16 protein-coding genes are annotated in these 21,827 nt (G+C 66.3%); 9 read left to right on the forward strand and 7 right to left on the reverse strand.

Going from position 1 to position 21,827, the window contains the following annotated elements; translation table 11 throughout:
• Positions 1–53: 53 nt before the first annotated feature.
• Together JQ591_RS08545 and JQ591_RS08550 are read right to left on the reverse strand one after the other, a co-directional pair.
• Positions 54–1,916, reverse strand: coding sequence for a cisplatin damage response ATP-dependent DNA ligase (locus tag JQ591_RS08545; RefSeq protein WP_211395532.1), 1,863 nt, complete (start codon positions 1,914–1,916; stop codon positions 54–56).
• Complete coding sequence (locus tag JQ591_RS08550; protein ID WP_211395533.1) at positions 1,913–2,950, reverse strand: ligase-associated DNA damage response exonuclease; 1,038 nt, start codon at positions 2,948–2,950, stop codon at positions 1,913–1,915. The genes JQ591_RS08545 and JQ591_RS08550 overlap by 4 nt, the downstream gene beginning before the upstream one ends.
• A gap of 67 nt (positions 2,951–3,017) precedes the next feature.
• On the opposite strand from JQ591_RS08550, the gene JQ591_RS08555 reads away from it, so the two are divergent.
• From JQ591_RS08555 to pdeM, 4 genes are all read left to right on the forward strand, one after another.
• Positions 3,018–3,956, forward strand: a complete 939-nt coding sequence (locus JQ591_RS08555; protein WP_211395534.1) for a methyltransferase domain-containing protein — start codon at positions 3,018–3,020, stop codon at positions 3,954–3,956.
• 114 nt (positions 3,957–4,070) lie between these two features.
• A complete protein-coding gene (locus JQ591_RS08560) occupies positions 4,071–5,300 on the forward strand; it encodes an ABC transporter substrate-binding protein (RefSeq protein ID WP_211395535.1) in 1,230 nt (409 codons plus the stop codon).
• A gap of 231 nt (positions 5,301–5,531) precedes the next feature.
• Complete coding sequence (locus tag JQ591_RS08565; RefSeq protein ID WP_211395536.1) at positions 5,532–8,108, forward strand: ligase-associated DNA damage response DEXH box helicase; 2,577 nt, start codon at positions 5,532–5,534, stop codon at positions 8,106–8,108.
• 51 nt (positions 8,109–8,159) lie between these two features.
• Positions 8,160–8,831: a ligase-associated DNA damage response endonuclease PdeM gene (pdeM, locus tag JQ591_RS08570; RefSeq protein ID WP_211395537.1), complete on the forward strand. Its 672-nt coding sequence runs from the start codon at positions 8,160–8,162 to the stop codon at positions 8,829–8,831.
• 75 nt (positions 8,832–8,906) lie between these two features.
• On the opposite strand, the gene JQ591_RS08575 is transcribed toward pdeM, so the two are convergent.
• Positions 8,907–9,770, reverse strand: a complete 864-nt coding sequence (locus JQ591_RS08575) for a LysR family transcriptional regulator (RefSeq protein ID WP_211395538.1) — start codon at positions 9,768–9,770, stop codon at positions 8,907–8,909.
• 98 nt (positions 9,771–9,868) lie between these two features.
• Between JQ591_RS08575 and JQ591_RS08580 the strand changes: the two genes are divergently transcribed.
• Entirely contained in the window at positions 9,869–10,780 is a 912-nt protein-coding gene (locus JQ591_RS08580; protein WP_211395539.1) for a DMT family transporter, read from the forward strand.
• A 12-nt stretch (positions 10,781–10,792) separates the two neighbouring features.
• Entirely contained in the window at positions 10,793–11,566 is a 774-nt protein-coding gene (locus JQ591_RS08585) for an MBL fold metallo-hydrolase (protein WP_211395540.1), read from the forward strand.
• 211 nt (positions 11,567–11,777) lie between these two features.
• On the opposite strand, the gene JQ591_RS08590 is transcribed toward JQ591_RS08585, so the two are convergent.
• From JQ591_RS08590 to JQ591_RS08605, 4 genes are all read right to left on the reverse strand, one after another.
• Entirely contained in the window at positions 11,778–12,548 is a 771-nt protein-coding gene (locus tag JQ591_RS08590) for a TIGR02186 family protein (protein ID WP_211395541.1), read from the reverse strand.
• Positions 12,545–13,462: a sulfite exporter TauE/SafE family protein gene (locus JQ591_RS08595; protein ID WP_211395542.1), complete on the reverse strand. Its 918-nt coding sequence runs from the start codon at positions 13,460–13,462 to the stop codon at positions 12,545–12,547. The genes JQ591_RS08590 and JQ591_RS08595 overlap by 4 nt, the downstream gene beginning before the upstream one ends.
• A gap of 280 nt (positions 13,463–13,742) precedes the next feature.
• Positions 13,743–17,174: a tetratricopeptide repeat protein gene (locus tag JQ591_RS08600; protein ID WP_211395543.1), complete on the reverse strand. Its 3,432-nt coding sequence runs from the start codon at positions 17,172–17,174 to the stop codon at positions 13,743–13,745.
• Between the two features lie 346 nt (positions 17,175–17,520).
• Positions 17,521–18,111 carry a PadR family transcriptional regulator gene (locus JQ591_RS08605; RefSeq protein WP_211395544.1) on the reverse strand — a complete coding sequence of 197 codons (591 nt, stop codon included), beginning with the start codon at positions 18,109–18,111 and terminating at the stop codon, positions 17,521–17,523.
• Positions 18,112–18,341: 230 nt separating this feature from the next.
• Between JQ591_RS08605 and JQ591_RS08610 the strand changes: the two genes are divergently transcribed.
• The 3 genes from JQ591_RS08610 to JQ591_RS08620 are packed head-to-tail and all read left to right on the forward strand — an operon-like array spanning position 18,342 to position 21,823.
• On the forward strand, positions 18,342–18,725 hold the full coding sequence (locus tag JQ591_RS08610; protein WP_211395545.1) for a nuclear transport factor 2 family protein: 384 nt from the start codon (positions 18,342–18,344) through the stop codon (positions 18,723–18,725).
• 38 nt (positions 18,726–18,763) lie between these two features.
• Positions 18,764–20,554 carry an acyl-CoA dehydrogenase C-terminal domain-containing protein gene (locus JQ591_RS08615; protein WP_211395546.1) on the forward strand — a complete coding sequence of 597 codons (1,791 nt, stop codon included), beginning with the start codon at positions 18,764–18,766 and terminating at the stop codon, positions 20,552–20,554.
• 60 nt (positions 20,555–20,614) lie between these two features.
• Positions 20,615–21,823 carry an acetyl-CoA C-acetyltransferase gene (locus tag JQ591_RS08620; protein ID WP_211395547.1) on the forward strand — a complete coding sequence of 403 codons (1,209 nt, stop codon included), beginning with the start codon at positions 20,615–20,617 and terminating at the stop codon, positions 21,821–21,823.
• Positions 21,824–21,827 lie beyond the last annotated feature (4 nt).

The raw sequence follows: 21,827 nt of genomic DNA on the forward strand, positions 1-21,827 counted from the left end.
GCGCAAGCACATGCCGCGGGCTGACTGCGCGCGGGCCATCATCAGGGTAGGCCTCACGCTTCAACCTCGGCCGCCTCCGCTTTCAGCATCTTTTCCAGCGTTTCCAGCCGGTCGGCCTCCCGCGGCGGCTTGTCCCAGCGCAAGCGGCTGATGCGGGGAAAGCGCATCGCGACGCCGGATTTGTGCCGCGGCGAGCGCTGCAGCCCCTCGAAGGCGACCTCCAGCACCAAGCCCTTGTCCGGCTCGTGCACGACGTGGCGGACGGGACCGAACTTTTCGGTGGTATTGCGACGCACGAAGCGGTCGATCTGGAGCAACTCCTCGTCAGTGAAGCCGAAATAGGCTTTTCCGACCGGCACCAACTCGTCGCCGGTCCAAACGCCAAAGGTGTAGTCGGAATAGAACGACGAGCGCTTGCCGTGGCCGCGCTGCGCGTACATCAGCACCGCGTCGATGATGTGCGGATCGCGCTTCCACTTCCACCACTGTCCCTTCGGCCGTCCGGGCAGATAGGGTGCATCGCGCCGCTTCAGCATCACACCTTCGACGGCGTCCGCGTCTTCGCCCGCACCAGCGCTGGCGGGATCGGCGCGTGCGGCGGTCAGCGCCTCCCAGCTTGCGAAGGGGACGGTGGGCGAGAGATCGATGCGGGGATCGTCTAGCTTCCCGATGAAGGTATCCAGCCGTTCGCGCCGCTCCGCAAAAGGCAGCTCGCGCAGATCGTTCTCGTCGTCGCCGAGCAGATCGTAGGCGCGCAGATGAATCGGAAACTCCTTGATCAGCTTCGCAGACACGACCTTGCGGTTGAGGCGCTGTTGCAGAACATTGAAACTCTGCACGCGCCCTTCGCGCAGGATCAGGAGCTCGCCGTCGATTGCGCCTGCCAGCCGCAACGACGGCACGAGGTCCGGAAAGCTGCCCGTGATGTCCTCGCCGGTGCGCGAATAGAGCCGCGCGGTAATATGGCCGTGCTCATCGCGGCCTGCCACCGCCTGCACGCGGATGCCGTCCCATTTCCATTCGGCGATGTAGTCGGCGGGATCGAGCGCGGCGAAGTCCGTCTCCCCGATCGCATGCGCCAGCATCACCGGGCGAAACGGCGCGGGATCGCGATTGACCGGCTTGTCGCCGCGGCCTTCCAGCCAGGCGAACAGGTCGAGATAGGGTGGCGCGAGGCCGGGCCAGATCAGCTCGACCTCATGCGGGTCCTTGTCGCCGAGTGCCGCGGCCGCGGTCTTGGCGAGGCGCGCGGAGATGCCGATGCGCAACGCGCCGGTGACGAGCTTCAAGAGCGCCCAGCGGCCGGTCTCATCCAGCTCGTCGAGCCAGCGTTCGAGCTGTCTTGGCAGCTCGGTCTTGCCGAGCGTGCGCAGCGTGGTGACGACTTCGGCCAGGGTCGGCGGCGGTGGGTTGTTGTGGCTGCTGGGGTGAAGGGACTCATTGCCATCTCGCCCGCGGTACCCCTCTCCCTGACCCTCCCCCGCAAGGGGGGAGGGAACGGTGAGAGGCGTGCGTCCATCACTCTCAGAATCGCCAACGTTTGTTGTGCTCACTGGCAGCCGCGCACTCCGCTGCGCTCCCTCCCCCCTTGCGGGGGAGGGCGGGGGAGAGGGGTGGCTCGGAAAAGACTGCGCATTGCCATGCACCTTCGGCCACATCAGCGCCACCGTCTCCGAGAGGTCGCCGACATAGTCATAGGAGAGCCCGAACAGCACCGGATCGGTGCGCGACGCGATCAGGTCGCGGATCAGCGCGGGCTTGGCGTGCTTGAAGCTCAGTGCGCCGGTCAGCGCGGCCAGCGCGTAGCCGCGGTCGGGATCGGCGACCTCGCGAAAATAGCCGGTGATCAGCCGCAGCTTGTTGTTGCGGCCGGGCTCGTAGGCGAGGCGGTCGAGAAGTCCGGCGAAGCGGTTCATGCGTCGGCCTCGCCAGCGAGCGGCGTCTCGGTCTCCTCCTCGTCGCCATAGCCGACGAGATCGAGCGGCTGTGCCCGCAGACCCTTGCTTTGGCACCAATGCACCAGCGCGTCTTCCTGGCCGTGGGTGACCCAGATCTCGCCGGCGCCGGTCGCGGCGATCGTGGCGGTGAGGCCGTCCCAATCGGCGTGATCCGAGATCACCAGCGGCAGCTCGATGCCGCGTTGCCGCGCGCGGGCGCGCACGCGCATCCAGCCGGAGGCGAATGCCGTGACCGGATCGGGGAACCGCCGCGTCCAGAGATCCGAGGTCGCCGAGGGCGGCGCCAGCGTGATGGTGCCGGCAAGCGCCGCCTTCTTCACGCCCATCACCGGCCGCAGCTCGCCGAGCGCGATGCCGCGGCTCTGGTAGTAATGCGTGATCTTCTCCATCGCGCCATGCAGATAGATCGGTGCGTCGTAACCCGCTTGGCGCAGCAGCGCGATCACGCGCTGCGCCTTGCCGAGCGAATAGGCGCCGACGAGATGCGCGCGCTCCGGAAACAGCGCCACCGACGCCAACAGCTTCTTGACCTCGTCGGCGGCATCGCCATGGCGAAACACCGGCAGCCCGAACGTCGCCTCGGTGATGAAGACGTCGCAGGGCACGAGCTCGAACGGCGTGCAGGTCGGGTCGGGCGCATCCTTGTAGTCGCCGGAGGCGACGATGCAGGTGTCCTTGCAGGTGACCGCGACCTGCGCCGAACCCAGCACATGGCCGGCCGGATGAAACTTCACACTGGTCTCGCCGAGTCGGATCTCCTCGCCATAGCGGATCGCTTGCGTCGATCCGGCAAAATTCTCGCCGTAGCGCAGCCGCATCATGTCCAGCGTTTCCTGCGTCGCCAGCACCGCGCCGTGGCCGGCGCGGGCATGGTCGGAATGGCCGTGGGTGATCACGGCCCGCTCCACCGGGCGGACGGGGTCGATATGGAAGCCGCCGGGCTTGCAGCACAGACCGCTCGCGACGGGCAGCAGGATGTCTTGCGGACGCATGCCTGTTATATAGGTTGCGCCACCGCCTGTTCGAGTCACCCGCCCGCTTCGCTTTCTGGTTCCCCCAATGCCCCTGCGCCTGTTCCTGACCTCCGGCGATCTCATGGCCGACCGCCGCTTCGAGTTCGCGCGCGACCTCCAGCTCAAGGGCGATCTGGCGGCCGCCGCCGATCTGCTGGAGCAGACGATCGAGCTTGCGCCGAACTTCACCTCGGCCTGGTTCACGCTCGGCGAAATCCGCGCGCAACTCGGCGAGCGCGACAAGGCGATTGCGGCCTTTCGAAAATCGCGCGAGTCCGATGCCAGCGACCAGCATGGCGCTCATTTGCATCTGATGCGCCTTGGCGACGCGCAATTGTCCGAGATGCCCAAGGCCTATGTGCAGGCCTTGTTCGATCAATACGCGCCGCGCTTCGAGCACGTGCTGATCAACGATCTCGGCTATCGCGCGCCGTCGCTGATCTTCAAGGCGGTGGTGGCTGCCCGCGTCGCCGCGAAGAAGCCCGCCCTCTTCAGGCGCGCCATCGATCTCGGATGCGGTACGGGGCTGGCGGCCGCCGCCTTCGCAAAACAGGTTGATCATTTCATCGGCATCGATCTGTCGCCCGGCATGGTCAAGGAGGCGCGAGCAACCGCCCTCTATGCCGAGCTCGAAGTCGCCGACATGATCGAGGGCCTGCGCACCAAGAGTGACGCGAGTGCAAACCTCGTCGTCGCTGCCGATGCGTTCGTCTATCTCTCCGATCTCGGGCCGGTGCTCAGCGAAGCCAGGCGCGTCCTTGCGTCCGGTGGCGTGCTTGCGTTCACGCTGGAGACCCATGACGGCCGCGGCAGCGGCCGCGGCATCGTTCTCGGCGAAGGCCTGCGCTATGCCCATTCGGCGGAATATGTGCGCGATGCGATGGCGAAGGCCGGCCTGAAGCTCCTCACATTGGAGCAGGCCTCGCCACGCATCGAGAACAACGAGCCGGTGCGCGGCCTCGTCGTGGTCGCCGAGAAAACTTGAGTCTAGGCGCTATACGCGACGCCTTGAGCGTCATTGCGTCGCAAAGCGGCGACTTCCCACTTGCGACACCTGCCACGATGCCAGCACAATGTCCTCGTCAGGGAGAAACAAATAATGACCAGGAATCCATCGCGGCGCGATTTCAGCGCCGCCGCGCTCGCGACCATCGCGGCATCCACCTTGCCCGCGCCCTACGTCTGGGCCGCGGAAAAGAAATACGATGCCGGCGCCAGCGATACCGAGATCAAGATCGGGCAGACCGTGCCGCATTCCGGCCCCGGCTCGCTCTACGGCGTGCTCGGGCGCATCGGCGAAGCCTATTTCCAGATGCTGAACGAGAAGGGCGGCATCAACGGACGCAAGGTCAAATTCCTGACCATGGACGATGCCTACAGCGCGCCGAAATGCGTCGAGGCGACGCGGCGTCTGGTCGAGCAGGAAGAAGTGCTCGCGCTCTACGGCTCGCTCGGCACCGCGCCGCAGACCTCCGTGCACAAATACCTGAACTCCAAGGGCGTGCCGCAGCTTCTGCTCAACACCGGCGCGTCGAAGTGGAATAACCCGAAAGAGTTCAAATGGACGATGGCGGGCCTGCCGCTCTATCCGACCGAGGCGCGCATCCTGGCGCGGCATGTCGTCAGCGTGAAGCCGAACGCCAAGGTCGGCATCCTCTACCAGAACGACGATTTCGGCCGCGACTTCCTCGGTCCCTTCAAGAAGGTTCTGGAAGACGCCGGCGGCACCGCCAAGGTGATCATGGAGCAGACCTATGATCTGACCGATCCGACCGTCGATTCCCAGCTCATCAACCTCTCGAAGTCGGGTGCGGACGTCTTCTACAACATCTCCACCGGCAAGGCGTCGTCGCAGTCGATCCGCAAGGTCGCCGAGCTCGGCTGGAAGCCGTTGCAGCTGTTGTCGGCCGGCTCGACCGGCCGCTCGATCCTCAATGCGGCTGGCCTCGAGAACGCCGCCGGCATCGTCGCCATCCGCTACAACAAGGAAGTCGGCCTGCCCAAATGGGAGAAGGACCCCGACGTGATGGCGTTCGAGGAGCTGCGCAAGAAGTACACGCCGGCGATCGATCAGGACAACACCATCGCATTCGCCGGCTACGGTCAGGCCGTCACCATGGGCGAGATCCTGCGCCGCTGCGGCGACGAGCTCACCCGCGCCAATGTGCTGAAGCAGGCCTCGAATCTCAACGGCTTCCACTCGCCCTATTTCCTCGACGGCGTGAATTACAGCTACACGCCCGACGACTACACGCCGATGAAGACGCTCTTCATCTCCACCTTCACCGGCAAGGACTGGGACATCTCCGACAAGCCGATGTCGGAGTAGGGGCGCTTTCTTCCTTCTCCCCTTGTGGGAGAAGGTGGCGCGAAGCGCCGGATGAGGGGTGTTTCTCCGCGTACTCGAACGATGCTCTCTCGCGGAGAGATACCCCTCACCCGTCTCGCCGCTTCGCGGCGATCCACCCTCTCCCACAAGGGGAGAGGGAACGGCGGTATCTCGCTCGTCGGTCGCGCCGCCCCCTCGACGAACCCACCCCCACGGCTTACCTGTGATGCCGTGCCGCCCCGTATCCTCAAATCTCCGGCCGAGCCTGCCGCGCTGCTGCCCGACCGCTTCAAGGCGTGGTTCGCAGCCCGCGGCTGGTCGCCGCGCGCGCATCAATTGGCGCTGCTGGAGAAAGCGCGCGAGGACCGTTCCGCACTGCTGATCGCGCCCACCGGCGCCGGCAAGACGCTGGCGGGATTTTTGCCGACGCTGGTGGAGCTGAGCTCCGCGCCCGCAGTCTCGACAAAATCTCTGGTCTCCACCGGCCGCACCCTGCAACGCACCGGCGGCCTTCACACCCTCTACATCTCGCCGCTCAAGGCGCTCGCCGTCGATATCGCGCGCAACCTCGAGCGTCCCGTCGCCGAGATGGGGCTGCCGATCAAGATCGAGACCCGCACCGGCGACACGCCGACGTCGCGGCGGCAGCGGCAGCGGCGCTATCCGCCGGATATCCTGCTGACGACGCCCGAACAGCTCGCGCTGCTGCTGTCCTCCGACGACGCGCCGTTCCTGTTCTCCTCCTTGAAGCGCATCGTGCTCGACGAGCTGCATGCGCTGGTGACGTCCAAGCGCGGCGATCTGCTGTCGCTCGGCCTGGCGCGGCTGTGGCGGCTCGCGCCGCAGATGCGGGCGATCGGCCTGTCGGCGACCGTGGCCGAGCCTGAATCGCTGGCGCGCTTCCTGGTGCCGCAGCCCGGCGGCAAGGAAGCCGCGGCCGACATCGTCATGGCCGGCGGCGCGGCGCCGCCGCTGGTCGAAATGATGGACACGCGCGAGCGCCTGCCCTGGGCCGGCCACAGTGCCCGCCATGCGCTTCCCGAGATCTACGAGCTGATCAAGGCGAACAAGACCACGCTGGTCTTCGTCAACACCCGCAGCCAGGCCGAGATGCTGTTTCAGAATCTTTGGAGCATGAACGACGACAACCTTGCCATCGCGCTGCATCACGGCTCGCTCGATGTCGCCCAGCGCCGCAAGGTCGAGGACGCCATGTCGGCGGGACGCTTGCGCGGCGTGGTCTGCACCTCCTCGCTCGATCTCGGCGTCGACTGGGGCGACGTCGATCTCGTCGTCAATATCGGCGCGCCCAAGGGGGCCTCGCGCCTGATGCAGCGCATCGGCCGCGCCAACCACCGGCTCGACGAAGCCTCGCGCGCCGTGCTGGTGCCCGCGAACCGCTTCGAGGTGCTGGAGTGCCGCGTCGCGATCGACGCCATCGCGGAGAATGCGCAGGACACGCCGCCGCTGCGCATCGGTGCACTCGACGTGCTGGCCCAGCACGTGCTCGGCTGCGCCTGCGGCGAGCCGTTTCTCTCCGACGAACTTTACGACGAAGTGCGCACCGCGGCGCCCTACGCTGATCTCACGCGGCCGGATTTCGACGACGTCGTCGATTTCGTCGCCTCCGGCGGCTACGCGCTGAAGACCTATGAGCGCTTCGCCCGCATCAAGCAGGACAAGGAGGGGCGCTGGCGCGTCGCCAATCCGAAGGTGCGGCAGAGCTACCGGATGAATGTCGGCACCATCGTCGAGGACGACATGCTGAAGGTGCGGCTGGTGCGCTCGCGCGGCGGCGGTCAAGGAAAAGCAGGCGGGTCAACGGGCGTGATCGCGCGCGGCGGCAGGTTGCTCGGCGAGATCGAGGAAACCTTCATCGAGGGCCTCAGCCCGGGCGACACCTTCGTGTTCAGTGGCGAGGTGGTGCGCTACGAAGCCCTTGTCGAGGATCAGGTCTACGTCTCGCGTGCCAACGACAAGGATCCGAAAGTGCCGTCCTATATGGGCGGCAAGTTTCCGCTCTCGACCTATCTTGCCGAACGCGTCCGCCGCCTGCTCGATGACGGGCGCGCCTGGGGTGCCTTGCCGGAGCAGGTGCGCGACTGGCTGTCGCTGCAAAAGGACGTCTCGCGCGTGCCGGCGGTGCGCGAGTTGTTGGTCGAGAGCTTTCCCCGCGCCAACAAGCATTACATCGTCTGCTACCCCTTCGAAGGCCGTCTCGCGCACCAGACGCTCGGCATGCTCTTGACGCGCCGGCTGGAGCGCGCCCGCGCCCGGCCGCTCGGCTTCGTCGCCAACGAATATGCGATCGCTGTCTGGGCGCTCGGCGACCTGTCCTTCATGATCCGGGACGGCAGGATCGACCTCGACGCGCTGTTCGATCCCGACATGCTCGGCGACGATCTCGAGGCCTGGCTCGCCGAATCCGCCCTGATGAAACGCACGTTCCGCAATTGTGCGATCATCTCCGGCCTGATCGCGCGCCGGCACACCGGCGAGGAGAAAAGCCGGCGCCAGCTGCTGTTTTCGACCGATCTCGTCTATGACGTCCTGCGCAAGCACCAGGCCGATCACGTGCTGTTGCGCGCCGCGCGGGCCGATGCCGCCACCGGCCTGCTCGACCTGCGCCGCCTCAGCGACATGCTCACCCGCATCCAGGGCCGTATCACGCACCGGGAACTCGACCGCGTCTCGCCGCTCGCCGTCCCCGTGATGCTGGAAATCGGCCGCGAGTCAGTCTATGGCGAAGCGGGAGACGAGCTGCTGGCGGAAGCCGCCGACGAGCTGGTCAAAGAGGCGATGGGATAAAAGCAGGTTGACGTGACGACGGGCGCGCTGATTTCAGGAGACATCGAGGACATGCGCGTTTCGAATGTCAGCATCAGCGGCGTGACGTTCGCGGCCGATCTCTCCGGCGCACTGTTCTGGGAAGAGCAGCGCCTGCTCGTCGTCTCCGATTTGCACCTGGAAAAAGGTTCCAGCTTCGCCGCGCGCGGCGTGCTGCTGCCCCCTTACGATACGCTCGCAACACTCGGCCGTCTCGCTGCTGTCATCTCCCGCCATGATCCGCGAATCGTCATTGCTCTCGGCGACAGCTTTCACGACCGCACCGCGCATGAGCGGCTTTCCGCGGAAGACCGCGACGCCATGGCCGCACTCCGGATCGGGCGCGACTGGATCTGGATTTCAGGCAATCACGATCCGATGCTGCCGAGCGATCTCGGCGGCACGGTCGCCGACGAAGTCGCGATCGGCGCGATCACCTTCCGCCACGAGCCGACCGGCGCGCACGGCGAGATCGCCGGCCATCTGCATCCCAAGGCCCGCGTCTCCGCGCGCGGCCGCTCGATGGAGCGCCGCTGCTTCGCGTCCGACGGGATGCGCGCCGTGATGCCCGCCTTCGGCGCCTATGCCGGCGGCCTCAGCATCCGTGACGCGGCGTTTGCAAAAATCTTTCCAAAGAACGGCTTTGTCGCGCATCTGCTCGGCGACCGCCGCGTCCATGCCATCGCTGCGTCGCGGTGTTATTGAGCTGAACACTCTCGCCGTGCACCACTGCGCTCCCTCCCCCGCAAGGGGGGAGGGAACAGACCGACCTCGTGGTGACTACGCCGCCTTCGCCTGCACGTCGTCGCAGAACTCCGCCAGCCGATCCGCCAGCCGCAGCGTCGCCGGGCTGGCGCCCGGCGCGGCCATCAGCGCCACCTCGGTCCGGTTGATCGGCGCAAAGCCGTCCGTCGCGGTCAGCACGCGGTGGTCGGCCTGGATCGACATCTCCGACAGGATGCTCAACCCCATGCCGGCCGCGACCGCGGCCTGGATGCCGGCGAGGCTCGATGAGGTGTAGGACATGTGCCAAATGCGCCCCGCGCTTTCCAGCGCGTGGATGGCGCCGGCGCGGTAGAGGCAGCCGAGCGGAAAGCCGATCAGCGGCACGGAAGCGACATCGGCGTGGATTGGATGGCTCTTGCTGGTGACCCAGTGCACCTGCTCCGGCCACACCGCAATCGCGCCCTTCTCGCCAGCCTCGCGCTTGAATAGCGCCAGGTCCAGTTCGCCGCGATCGAGGTCGCGCGACAGGTTCTTGCTCTGGTCGGCGCGTACATCGAGCCGCAGGCCCGGATGCGAGCGCGAGAATGCGCCGAGCAGTTTCGCCAGCCGATACGCCGCGAAATCCTCGGGGATGCCGAGCCGGATCGCGCCTTCGCCGTCGGGCTGGCTCAGCACGTCGCGCGCCTCCTCGGCGAGCGACAAGAGCCGCCGCGCATAGGACAGCAGCCGCTCGCCGGCTTCGGTCGGGCGCACGTCCTTGCCGTCGCGATGCAGCAGGACCTGGCCGACGTCCTCCTCCAGCCGCTTGATCTGCTGGCTGACGGTCGATTGCGTGCGATGGACGCGCTCGCCGGCCCGGGTGAAGCCGCCAGCATCGACCACCGACACGAAGCTGCGCAGGAGCTCGAGATCGAGCATGGGCGCCTCCATTGAAAAATCCACTGATGGGCAGTTAATCATTTAATTTCCAAATGACAAGCCGGGTCCTTAGATCGAGGGTTCAGGAGAAGGCCCACATGTCCCTCGCGCCCTCGATCGCCGTTCCCCGCGGCCGCTTCAACACGCTGCCGCTCGCGATCGGCCTGTTCTGCCTGCTCTGGAGCTACGCCTTCGTCGCCGGCAAGATCGGCGTGACCCACTGCCCGCCGCTGATCCTGCTCGCCGCGCGCTTCTCGCTCGCCGGCATCTTGATCCTTGGCGCAACGCTGATCCGCGGCGACGGCTGGTCGCTGTCCTGGCGCGATGCCGCCATTTTCGCCGTGCTCGGCATCGCCAACAACGCGCTCTATCTCGGGCTCGGCTACACCGGCCTGCAGTCGGTCTCCGCCGGCCTCGGCGGGCTGATCGTGTCGGCCAATCCGGTGTTCACGGCGGGCCTTGCCGCGCTTCTGCTCGGCGAAGGCATGACGTGGCGCAAAGCGAGCGGCCTCCTGCTCGGCATCATCGGCGTGACGGCGATCGTCTGGCACCGGCTGTCGGTCGGCACCGACTCACTGCACGGCATCGTCTTCATGCTGGCCTCGCTCGCCTCCCTCGTCGCCGGCACGATCCTGTTCAAGCTGCTCGCGCCGAAGGGAAGCCTGTGGATCGGCAATGGCGTGCAGAATCTTGCCGCCGGCATCGTGCTGACGCCGGTGGCGCTGACCTTCGCCGACGTTCATGCCATCGACTTCACGCCGGGCCTGATCGGCGCCTTCGCCTTCCTGGTGCTCGGCGGCTCGATCCTCGCCTACTGGCTCTGGTTTCATCTCCTGAAAGTGTGTGGCGCAACGGCTGCGAGTGCCTATCATTTCCTGATGCCGCCGCTCGGCATGCTGTTCGCCTTCATCGTTCTTGGCGAGCACGTCGAGGCGCGCGATCTGCTCGGCATCATCCCGGTCGCACTCGGCATCTATCTGGTGACGCGGCCCGCCAAGTCTGCATCCTAAGGAAGATTCATCATGCCCATCTCCATCACCCTGATCGGCGGCCCCACCGCGCTGATCGAGATCGACGGCTTTCGCCTGCTCACCGATCCCACCTTCGATGCGCCCGGTGCCTACCAATTGCCGCATGTCAAGCTGGAGAAGACGATCGGCCCTGCGCTCAAGGCCGACGCGGTCGGTCCGATCGATGCGGTCCTGCTCAGCCACGACCAGCATTCGGACAATCTCGACAACTCCGGCCGCGAGTATCTCAAGCACGCAAAGCGCGTCCTGACGACAGAAGCCGGCGCAAAACGCCTCGGCGGGCATGCTGAGGGCCTGGCGCCCTGGGGCACGGCGCATCTGAAAGATCGCGACGGCAATTCGCTGACGATCACCGCGACCCCGGCGCGTCACGGCCCGGCCGGCATCGAGCCGCTGTCAGGTGACGTCATCGGCTTCGTGGTGTCGTCAAGCCGGAGCGACACAACTTCGGTCTATATCAGCGGCGACACCACCTGGTTCGACGGCGTCGCCGAGGTCGCGCGCCGCTTCAAATGCGGCGTGGTGATGCCCTTCGCCGGCGCCGCGCAAACGCGCGGGCCGTTCCATCTCACCATGGACACCAACGACACCATCGAGACCGCACGCGCCTTCCCCGACGCGATGATCGTGCCTGTTCATACGGAGGGTTGGGCACATTTCCGCCAGAACAGCGAGGATTTGCGCAAGACCTTCGACGTGCTCGGCTTCGGGACGCGGTTGCGATTGCTGGAGCCGGGCGTGCCGACGGTGGTGCAGGCGCCGTGATCGCCGCAGTCGTCGCTGTGAACCGGTAAACGCGAACTGCTCCTCCAACGTCGTCCTGGCGAAAGCCAGGACCCATTACCCCGACTGGTTGTTGTTGCGGCAAGCTGTGGCCAGAGCGTCCTATACCAACGATCGCTTGTGGTAATGGGTCCTGGCTTTCGTCAGGACGACTCGGAGATACCTCGTTCACCTTCGTGTGCAGCTAGGCGTCTCAATCCTTCCTGAAAACGATCGACGCCATCCACCCGGTCATCAGCGCCATCGCCGCCGTGACCAGTCCGTAGATCAGCCCGTTCTGCCGCGCGGTGGTGGCGACGAACTGCTCGAAGCCGACCTTGACGATCTCGAACGCGGTCTCGGTCTTGCCGATGAACGCGCCGTCGGCAAACAGCTTGATCTCCACCTCATAGGTGCCGATCGGCACCTCCGCCGGCAGTGGAATGCCGGTGCGGAACAACGTCGGTGTCAGGAACGTCACCGCGCTCGGATCCTCGCGATAGAGACCGCGCTGGGTGCGCAGGCGGATGAAGGCCGAGCGGAACACGTCGTTCGGCACCACGTCGGCATAGTCGCCGCTGACGCGTTGGGTCAGCAGCACGTTGTTGAGCCCGATCTGCTGGCGCCGCGCGATCTCGGGCGAGGTGATCGCCTCGAAGGAGCGGTTGGCGAACAGCGCGAGATAGCTCGGCACCTCCAAGAACTGGCGGTAGTCGGTATTGATCCAGATCCCGAAGGTGCGCTCCTTGCGCCGCGTCACCATGTCGGCGCGCGGGCCCATCACCGTGACGACGAGATCGTAGGTCCTGCGGTCGACGGGCGTGGAGGCGTCCTTCTCGACCGAGCCGAACAGCACCAGCTCCTCGCCGGAATAGTTCGGCGTCACCGTGACGCGATGGTTGGAGACCGACACGATCAGCCGCTCGGCGCGTGCGACGGAGCCGAGCAGCAGAACGAGCAGGACTGCGAGAGCTGCGCGCATCATCCGCTCACCCCCAGTTCGCGAATGGTGAAGAGGTCCGCAGGTTCGATCACCAGCTCGATCGCGAAGCGGACGCCGACCGAGAGGATCAGCAGGCCGAGCAGCAGCCGCAACTGCTCGCCGCGGATCTTCTGGCCGGCGCGTGCGCCGAATTGCGCGCCGGTGACGCCGCCGACCATCAGGATCAGCGCCAGCACGGCGTCGACCAGGTGGTTGGTCACCGCATGCAGCAAGGTCGCAAACAGCATCGTGACCAGCGTCAGGACCATCGAGGTGCCGATCACCGTCGAGGTCGGCACCCGCAGCACATAGATCATGATCGGCACCAGGATGAAGCCGCCGCCGATGCCCATGATGGCGCCGATGAAGCCGATCACGATGCCGACGATCACGACCGGAATGACCGAGAGGTAGATCTTGGAGCGCTTGAACCGCATCTTCAGCGGCAGGCCATGGATCCAGTTGTGCGTGCGTCGTGGCGGCACCGCGCCGCGCCGGGTCCGCATCAGGGCGCGCAAGCCTTCGGAGAACATCAGGCTGCCGACGGTGGTGAGCAGCACGACGTAGGACAGTGCGATCATCAGATCGAGCTGGCCGAGCGCGCGCAACTGCGTGAAGGTCCACACGCCGAGCGCCGTCCCGGTCACGCCGCCGCTGAGCAGCACGCTCGCCAGCGCCGGATCGATCGCGCGTCGTCGCCAATAGGCGAGCGCGCCGGAAAACGAGGAAGCTGCGATGTGGCTCGCGACGGAGGCGACCGCGACCGCCGGCGTGATGCCGATGAAGATCAGCAGCGGCGTCATCAGGAAGCCGCCGCCGATCCCGAACATGCCGGAGACGAAGCCGACCGCCGCGCCCATCGCCAGCACGAGGAAGACGTTGACCGGAAGATCGGCGATCGGAAGGTAGAGCTGCATCGAGGGACCACGCTCCGGCGAGACGGATCGATTGCGCGGAATGCTCGCAGGAAGACGGAACGATTGCCGCGCCCCTCAATAGCCGAATTCGCCGCCGGGAGGGACCAGGAATTTCGGGCGTGGTGAATGGGCGTGAGGAGGGCGATCGAGGCTTTTGCTCCTCGCCCTGAGGAGCCTGCGCAGCAGGCGTCTCGAAGGGCGAGGCCCGGATCGGAGAGGCGGGCCTGCATGGTTCGAGACGCACGCAAGAGCGCGCTCCTCACCATGAGGGGAGAGAGCCTCAGTGCACCGCCGAGGCCGAGCGCTTGCTCGCGACCGCCTTCGGCGCGGGCTTTGCGTTCGCTTGCGGCGCGCTGTCCCAGCCGCCGTTCGGGGCCGGAACGTTGACCGCATCGTCGGGCTGCGGCTCGGCGCTGAACGTCTGGATCGCGAGCTTGGCGGCGGCGAGCGATTGCGGGTCGAGCCGCTTGGCGACGTCGTCGCGCTTGCCGGCCGCATCGGCGTCACCCTGGGCGGCGGCGAGGGTGAACCATTTGTAGGATTCGGCGAGGTTCTGCTCCACCCCGATGCCGCGGGCATAGAGGATGCCGAGGTTGAACTGGCTGTCGGCGACGCCGCGATCGGCGGCCTTCCGGAACCATTGTGCCGCGCTCTTGTAGTTGGCGCCGCGTCCGCCGCCATCGGCGTCGAGCACGGCGAGATTGTGCATCGCCTTGGCGTTGCCGCGCTCGGCCGCCTGCGTGTAGTAGCGGCGGGCGATGTCGGCGTCCTTCTTCACGCCAAGACCCTTTTCGTAGAGGGTGCCGAGGCGGAAGGTCGCGGGCACCACGCCGGCCTGCGCCGCGCGGTCGTACCATTTGGCGGCTTCGTCGTAATTCGCGGCCACGCCCTTGCCCTCGGCAAAGCGCACGCCGATCTCGTAGGCCGCGGTCGCATCGCCCTTCATCGCGGCGGCGCGCAAGCCGGGGCCACCGATGCCGTCAGGCAGTTTTTCGCTCGGCGGCACCTGGATCATCGCGAGTTTCGTGCGGCCCGTGCCCGACAGCGCGCCAGTGACGTCGCTGGAGGCCGGCTGCGGGGCTGCGGCGGGCAACGGCGGAATTTCAACCGAGGCCGAGTTGCCCGAACTGGCGGGAGCCGGCGCGGCATTGTTCTGGGATTGCCGCCCGATCGGGGTCGGCGAGGTCATCGACGGCGTGACCTGCTCGGGCGTCGCGGGTTTGCTCTCGACCGGCGGCGGGGTCTGCGGCGCGGGTGCGGGCGACGAATTCTCCATCGCCTGCGGCGACGGCGACGGGCTGCCGCCATCGAGCAGGTTCATCGCCATCTTGAAGGTGCCGAGCACGATCACGACCACGCTCGCGCCGACCAGCAGCGAGCGGATCTTCGAGGTGATGGTCGAACCGCCGTCCTTGCCCTTGTCCTTGGACCGATCGGCTCCTGCCTTGGCGCCGCGGGCCGGCTTTTCCGGCTGTGCGGCGGCGGCCTGGGCAGCGCGGCGCGCGGCAGCGATGAAGCTCGACGACGACACCGGCTCCTTCGGCGCGGCCGGGATTTCGCTGATTGCGCTTTCGGACGCAGCAATGCGCTCCGACGGCGTGGCGACGCGTGCACCCGGCCGGGTGCCCGGCTCGAGCGGATGATCAGGCGGCAGTTCGGGCGCAAGCGCGGCGCGCGTGGGCGCCGTATGCGGCTCCAGGATTTCGCTGATCGCGCGCGGCGGAACGGGGGGCGCCATCGGCATCGTCGGCGGCAGCGGCGCTGCCGGCGCGGCGGTATGGAATTCGCGCGGCGCGGCGGCGAAGGCGGCTTGCGCCGCTTGCGCAGCGGCCGGATTGGGCAGCTCGGGCTTCGGATCGTATTTCGGGTGCTGCTGTGCTTGCTGCCGCGGCTCGCGCGCCATCGGCGCGGGCTCCACGGGAGCGGCCATCGGCATCGGCATCGGCATCGGCTGCGGCGCAGGGGCGGGCGGCGCCGTGCGCACGTTGCGAAGATCGCCCTCGATCATGGAGAGGCGATCGACGACGTGGCCAAGTGCGTTGTGGACGGCCTCTAGCGAATCCTGGGTGCTCCGGTTGGTCTCGGCCTGGTTGAAGCGGATGTCGGAGAGTTCGCGCTTGACGAGATCGACCATTCCGGAATCGGCAGGCGGCGCGGAGTTGCGGCTCTCGGCCAGCGCGGAATAGGTCGCCTGCTGCCGCTCCAGGTGGCGCAGGATGTCGTGCAGCCCGTCCTCGACGCGGCTGAAATTGCCGTTGCGCGGATCGGAGGCGGCCTCGATCCGCTCCAGCAGATACGAGACCCGCTGTTCAAGATGAGCAAAGGTCGAAGCCGAGTCGCTGCCGACCTGCATGCGGTCGAAACGGTCGGACAGGGCGCGGATCGCGCTTTCGAGATGCTCGCTGCTCTCGGATGGCTGAGGCCGCTCGCGCGTTTCCAGCGCGGCGGTGAGCGCCGCGATGCGCTGCTCCAGCACCGCAAAACTGTCGCCTTGGCCGGACGGGCGGGTGACCTGGTCGACCTTCGACGACAGCAGCTGCACGTCGTCCGAGAGCCGTGCCAGCGCCTCGTTGGAGGCGACATTGGAGACGATGCCGCGCAGCGCCGAGATCGCGCCTTCGAGCTGGCGGACCGTCGAGGGATCGTCATTGGCGCGCAGGATCAGATCGAGCTTGGCGCCGAGATTGCGGATCGCCTCGTCATAGCCGGTGAGCTGCTCGGCCGGCGTCAGCGTCCGCAGCACCTGCTTGATGTCGGACAGCGCGTGCTCGATGCCGGCCAGGACCTGACCGTCGGTGCCGTTGGAGCGGGTCTCGTCGATGCGCCGATGCAGCGAGCGGATCTCGTTCTCGATCGATTCGATCGCGCGGCGCGGCATCGCCTCGGTGATGGCGTTGCGGATCTCCGCAAGCTCGCTGCGGAAGGTGTTGATCGCCTGCTCGGTATTGTCAGGGCGCTGGAGCGATTCGATCTGGCTCGTGATCTTGAGCAGATGGCGCTCGAGCGCAGAGAAATCCGGCCCCGGCTGCGGTGGCGGCGGAGCGTAGGCAGGCGCGGGCGGCGCCATCGGTGGCGCGAAATGAGCTGCCGCAGGCGCGATCGGCGGCGCGGCGCGCGGCGGCATCTGCCTGGGCGTAAAGCCGTCGAGCTCGCTCTGCCGCGCCGTGATCTCGGCGACCGCGACGTCGAACGAAGCGGGGCTCAGGGGCGGTGAGTTGCGATAGACCTGCGCTGCCGCGCGCTCGACCGCATCGGCCTGGCGCTGGCGCGTTTCAACGGGTGCCTGCCGCGGTGCCGGAGCCTGCTGCGGCTTTGAGATTTGCGACAGCCGCGCATCGAGGCGCGAGATCGCGTCGTTGAGCTGGCGCGCAACGCCGTCCTGTCGCGAAGGATCCTGTCGCGAAGGGTCTTGTCGCGAAGCGTCCTGGCGCGGGGCGGGCTTCGAAATCCGTTCGATCTGCTGGGTGATGGCGTCGAGCCGCTGGTGGATGTCGGCGACTTCGCGGCTTTCCTGGCTCGGTATCTGGTTCGGAACGTTCGGGGCTTGCGGACGCTGGTCGTAAAGTCCGCGAAAGTTTGGCGGGGCAGTTTCGCCGAGCGTGGAGTTCAGCCAATCATTGAGTGACATGCCGGCGCGACGCGCAGCAGCTTCGGCCCGCTCCCGGACGGATGGATCGATGCCGTCAACACTCCACGATACGCGCGAATTCATGACTCTGTCCGGTTCCGACTCCGGCGCCCCACCCGGCGCCTCCAGCCTCCCCACGCGTGCCAGTTGCAAAGACAATCGAATTTGGCGCGGGTCGTCTGCCTCGAAAACCGACTTTTGTCTGTTACGGTAAATAACGGGTTAAGGAACCCGTTGACGGTGTCTTAAAGTTGGGCGGCGGGGACTTGGGGGCACCGGTGTCATGCTCCGCGAAGGCGGGGCATCCAGTACGCCGTAGCTCCTCGGTTCTAGCCGCGCCGCCTCTGGAATACTGGATCGCCCGCCTGCGCGGGCGATGACAGCAGAGTATGCTGGAACGGCTTGCCGTAACGTCGCGGCTCTAAAGGCCTCAGCCCTTGCCCTCGCGCTTGCCATCTTCCAGCAGCACCACGGTGCCCTTGGCACTCATCGCCGACAGCGCCTCGAGCGCCTCTTCGCAGAAATCGGCCACCATCTGCTCATGCCGGGCGCCGAGCTGAAGCAGGAGGAGGTTACCGAGGTCGAGCACGCCGGTCGCGGTCCCTTCCGGAAAGCGCTTCTTCAGGATGCGCTCGTAGTTCTCGTGGCGATCGCGGTGGTGCTCGAGCCGGGCCATCAGGTCGGTGCGCATGGGCTCGATTCCGATGCTGTCGAGCGCATGCAATCGCACCAGCAGGTCGTCCTTGATGGAGGGGGGCGTGCTTGGCCGCGCGGCCCAGTGCCGCAGCGCTGTTCGGCCTTCCGGAGTAAGCGTATAGATCAGTTTATTGGGTTTGCCGGATTGCACGACCTCGCGGCCCTGGATGTAGCCGCGGTCGCGCAACTTGGAGAGTTCGCGGTAGATTTGCTGGTGGTCGGCCTTCCAGAAAAAGCCGATCGAGGAGTCGAACGTCTTGGCGAGCTCGTAGCCCGTCATCGGACGTTCCGTCAGGCATGCGAGGATTGCGTCGCCCAGTGCCATGACCGGTCCTCCTGCTGTTCTCGACCTTAACCAATCTGCTTGACTTTATGCGCATCGGCGCATATGCGTCAATGTGCATATGAGGTGATCCAAGAAGGTGACCCAAGAACGAGGGCAAACACCCGCGAAAAACCCCAGCGGAATCAACCTTCGCGCTACTGTGCATGGGGTTGTTTTCGCGTTTTTTTGCCCAGGCCTTTAGTTGCTTGCCTTTAGGGAGGCACCCGAGAATGACCGGCCTCGATTCCTGGTACGGCTACATGAAGTCGCATGACCGGGCAGCGCTCTGGGACCTCCTCCATCCCGACGCCGTCTTCGAAAGCCCCGTCGTGCACTCGCCGCAGCGCGGCCGCGACATCACCTTCAAATATCTCGCCAGCGCCGAGAAGGTGCTCGGCGGTGCCGGCTTCACCTATGTCGGCGAATGGAAGAGTGAGAGCGGCGCCGTGCTCGAATTCAAGACCATGATCGACGGCATCGAGATCAACGGCGTCGACATCATCACCTTCGACGGCGAGGGACGCATCACGCATTTCAAGGTGATGGTGCGGCCGCTCAAGGCGATCAACATGCTGCATCGCCTGATGGCGGAGCAGCTTGCCGCTCAGTCATAAGCCAACATCACCACTTCAAGGCCTGCCGGGAGACCACCATGCCGATCTACAAAGCCCCCGTCGAAGACGTGAACTTCCTGCTCAACGACGTCTTCCAGATCGACCGCTACGACAATCTGGCCGGCTTCTCCGATGCGTCGAGCGACGTGCGTGAAGCCATTCTCGGCGAAGCTGCCAAGCTTGCCGAAGAGGTGCTCCAGCCGCTCAACCGCATCGGGGATATCGAGGGCTGCAAGCGCGCCGATGACGGCAGCGTCACCACGCCGAAGGGCTTCAAGGACGCGTTCAAGCAGGTCGCCGAGGGCGGCTGGCTCGGCCTGTCGGCGCCGACCGAGTTCGGCGGCCAGGGTCTGCCGGTGACGCTGAGCCAGGCGGTCAACGAATTCCAGATCTCCGCCAACATGGCGTTCTCGATGTACGGCGGCCTCACCATGGGCGCGACCGCGGCGCTGATCGTCCACGGCACTGCCGAGCAGAAGCAGACCTACGTGCCGAAGATGGTGGCGGGCGAGTGGACCGGCACCATGAACCTGACCGAGCCGCATTGCGGCACCGACCTCGGCATGCTCCGCACCAAGGCGGTGCGGCAGGCCGACGGCAGCTTCAAGATCACGGGCACCAAGATCTTCATCTCGGCCGGCGAGCATGACCTCGCCCCCAACATCATCCACCTCGTGCTTGCCCGCATCGAGGGCGCTCCCGCCGGCATCAAGGGCGTGTCGCTGTTCGTGGTGCCGAAATTCATGGTCAACGCCGACGGTTCGGTCGGCGCACGCAACGGCGTGGTCTGCGGCTCGATCGAGCACAAGATGGGCATCCACGGCAATTCCACCTGCGTGATGAACTACGACAACGCCGTCGGCTGGCTGATCGGCGAAGAGAACAAGGGCATGCAGGGCATGTTCGTGATGATGAACGAGGCCCGCCTCGGCGTCGCCGTGCAGGGTCTGGCGCAGTCCGAGGTCGCCTATCAGAACGCCGTCGCTTATGCGCGGGATCGCATCCAGGGCCGTTCGCTCACCGGCGTCAAGGCGCCGGACAAGCCGGCCGATCCGATCATCGTCCATCCCGACGTGCGTCGCACGCTGCTGTCGATCCGCGCCTTCAACGAGGCCGCGCGTGCCTTCGTGATGTGGACCGCGCTGAAGAGCGACGTCGCCCATCGCTCCGAGGATCCCAAGGACCGCCAGGCCGCCGACGATCACATGGGCCTGATGACACCGGTGCTGAAAGGCTTTCTCACCGATTACGGCTTCGCCAACGCGGTGCAGGCGCAGCAGATGTATGGCGGCCACGGCTACATCGCCGAGCAGGGCATGGAGCAGTTCGTGCGCGATGCCCGCATCGCCATGATCTACGAAGGCGCCAACGGCATCCAGGCGCTCGACCTCGTCGGCCGCAAGCTGCCGCGCGACGGCGGCCGCGCCATCATGGCGTTCTTCGGCGAGGTCATGGCCTTCGCCAAGGAGAACGGCGGCGACGAGGCGATGAAGCCCTACATCGCCCCGCTCTCGGCTTCGCTCGGCCATCTCCAGCAGGCCACCACCTGGCTGATGCAGAACGCGATGGCCAAGCCCGACAATGCCGGCGCCGCCGCGACCGATTACCTCAATCTCTTCGGCTTCGTCGCGCTCGGCTACATGTGGGCGAAGATGGCGAAGGTGACGCAGGGCAAGATTGCCGAGAGCGGGACGACCCCCTATCTCTCGACCAAGCTCGTCACCGGCCGCTTCTTCATGGAGCGGATGCTGCCGGAGACCGCCGCCAATCTCGCGCGCATCCAGTCCGGCTGCGCCACCATCATGGAACTGCCGGCGGAAGCATTCTGAAGCTGCTTTCGCTGCGACCCGTCCAAAACCAGATCACGACCATCACATCAGGAGGGCGTCATGCCTGAGGCATTCATCTACGACCACGTCCGCACCCCGCGCGGCCGCGGCAAGGCGGACGGCGCGCTGCACGAAGTCACCGCGCTCGCGCTCGCGACCGTGCCGCTCAAGGCGCTCAAGGACCGCAATAACCTCCCGGAAGATTCCGTCGATGATGTCATTCTCGGGGTGGTCGATCCCGTCGGCGAAGCCGGCTCCGACATCGCGCGCTTTGCCGCGCTGAAGGCGGGTCTGGGCGAAGCCGTGCCGGGCGTGCAGATCAGCCGCTTCTGCGCCTCCGGCCTCGATGCCGTGAATTTTGCCGCAGCCCAGGTGATGAGCGGCCAGCACGAGCTCGTGATCGGCGGCGGCGCCGAATCGATGAGCCGCATCGGCATCGGCGCCTCCGGCGGCGCCTGGCCGATGGACCCGTCGATGGCGGTGCCGGCCTATTTCATGCCGCAGGGCGTCTCGGCCGATCTGATCGCGACCAAATACGGCTTCTCGCGCGACGACGTCGACGCCTATGCGGTGCAGAGCCAGCAGCGTGCGGCGAAGTCCTGGGATGAAGGCCGCTTCGACAAGTCGATCGTCCCGGTGAAGGACATCAACGGCCTCACCATCCTCGCCAAGGACGAGCATATGCGTCCTTCGACGACGATGCAGTCGCTGGCGCAGCTGCAGCCGGCGTTCACGATGATGGCGCAGATGGGCGGCTTCGACGGCGTCGCGGTGCAGTCGCATCCGGAGATCGAGCGCGTCAATTACGTGCACCATGCCGGCAATTCGTCGGGCATCGTCGATGGTGCCGGCGCGGTTCTGCTCGGCAGCAAGGAAGCCGGCGGCAAGTACGGCCTGAAGCCGCGTGCAAGAATCCGCGCCTTCGCCAATGTCGGCTCCGAACCCGCGATGATGCTGACCGGCCCGGTCGACGTCACCGAAAAGCTGTTTGCACGCTCCGGCATGAAGAAGTCGGACATCGACCTGTTCGAGCTCAACGAGGCCTTCGCCTCCGTCGTGCTGCGCTACATCCAGGCCTTCGACATCGACAACGCCAAGATCAACGTCAATGGCGGCGCGATCGCGCTCGGCCATCCGCTGGGCGCGACCGGTGCCATGATCCTCGGTACCGTGCTCGACGAGCTCGAGCGCACCAACAAGACGACCGCACTGGTGACGCTGTGCATCGGCGGCGGCATGGGCACCGCGACCATCATCGAACGCGTCTAAGGGT

Origin of the sequence: Bradyrhizobium canariense, from assembly GCF_018130465.1 — a bacterium.
Classification (GTDB): Bacteria; Pseudomonadota; Alphaproteobacteria; order Rhizobiales; family Xanthobacteraceae; genus Bradyrhizobium; species Bradyrhizobium canariense_C.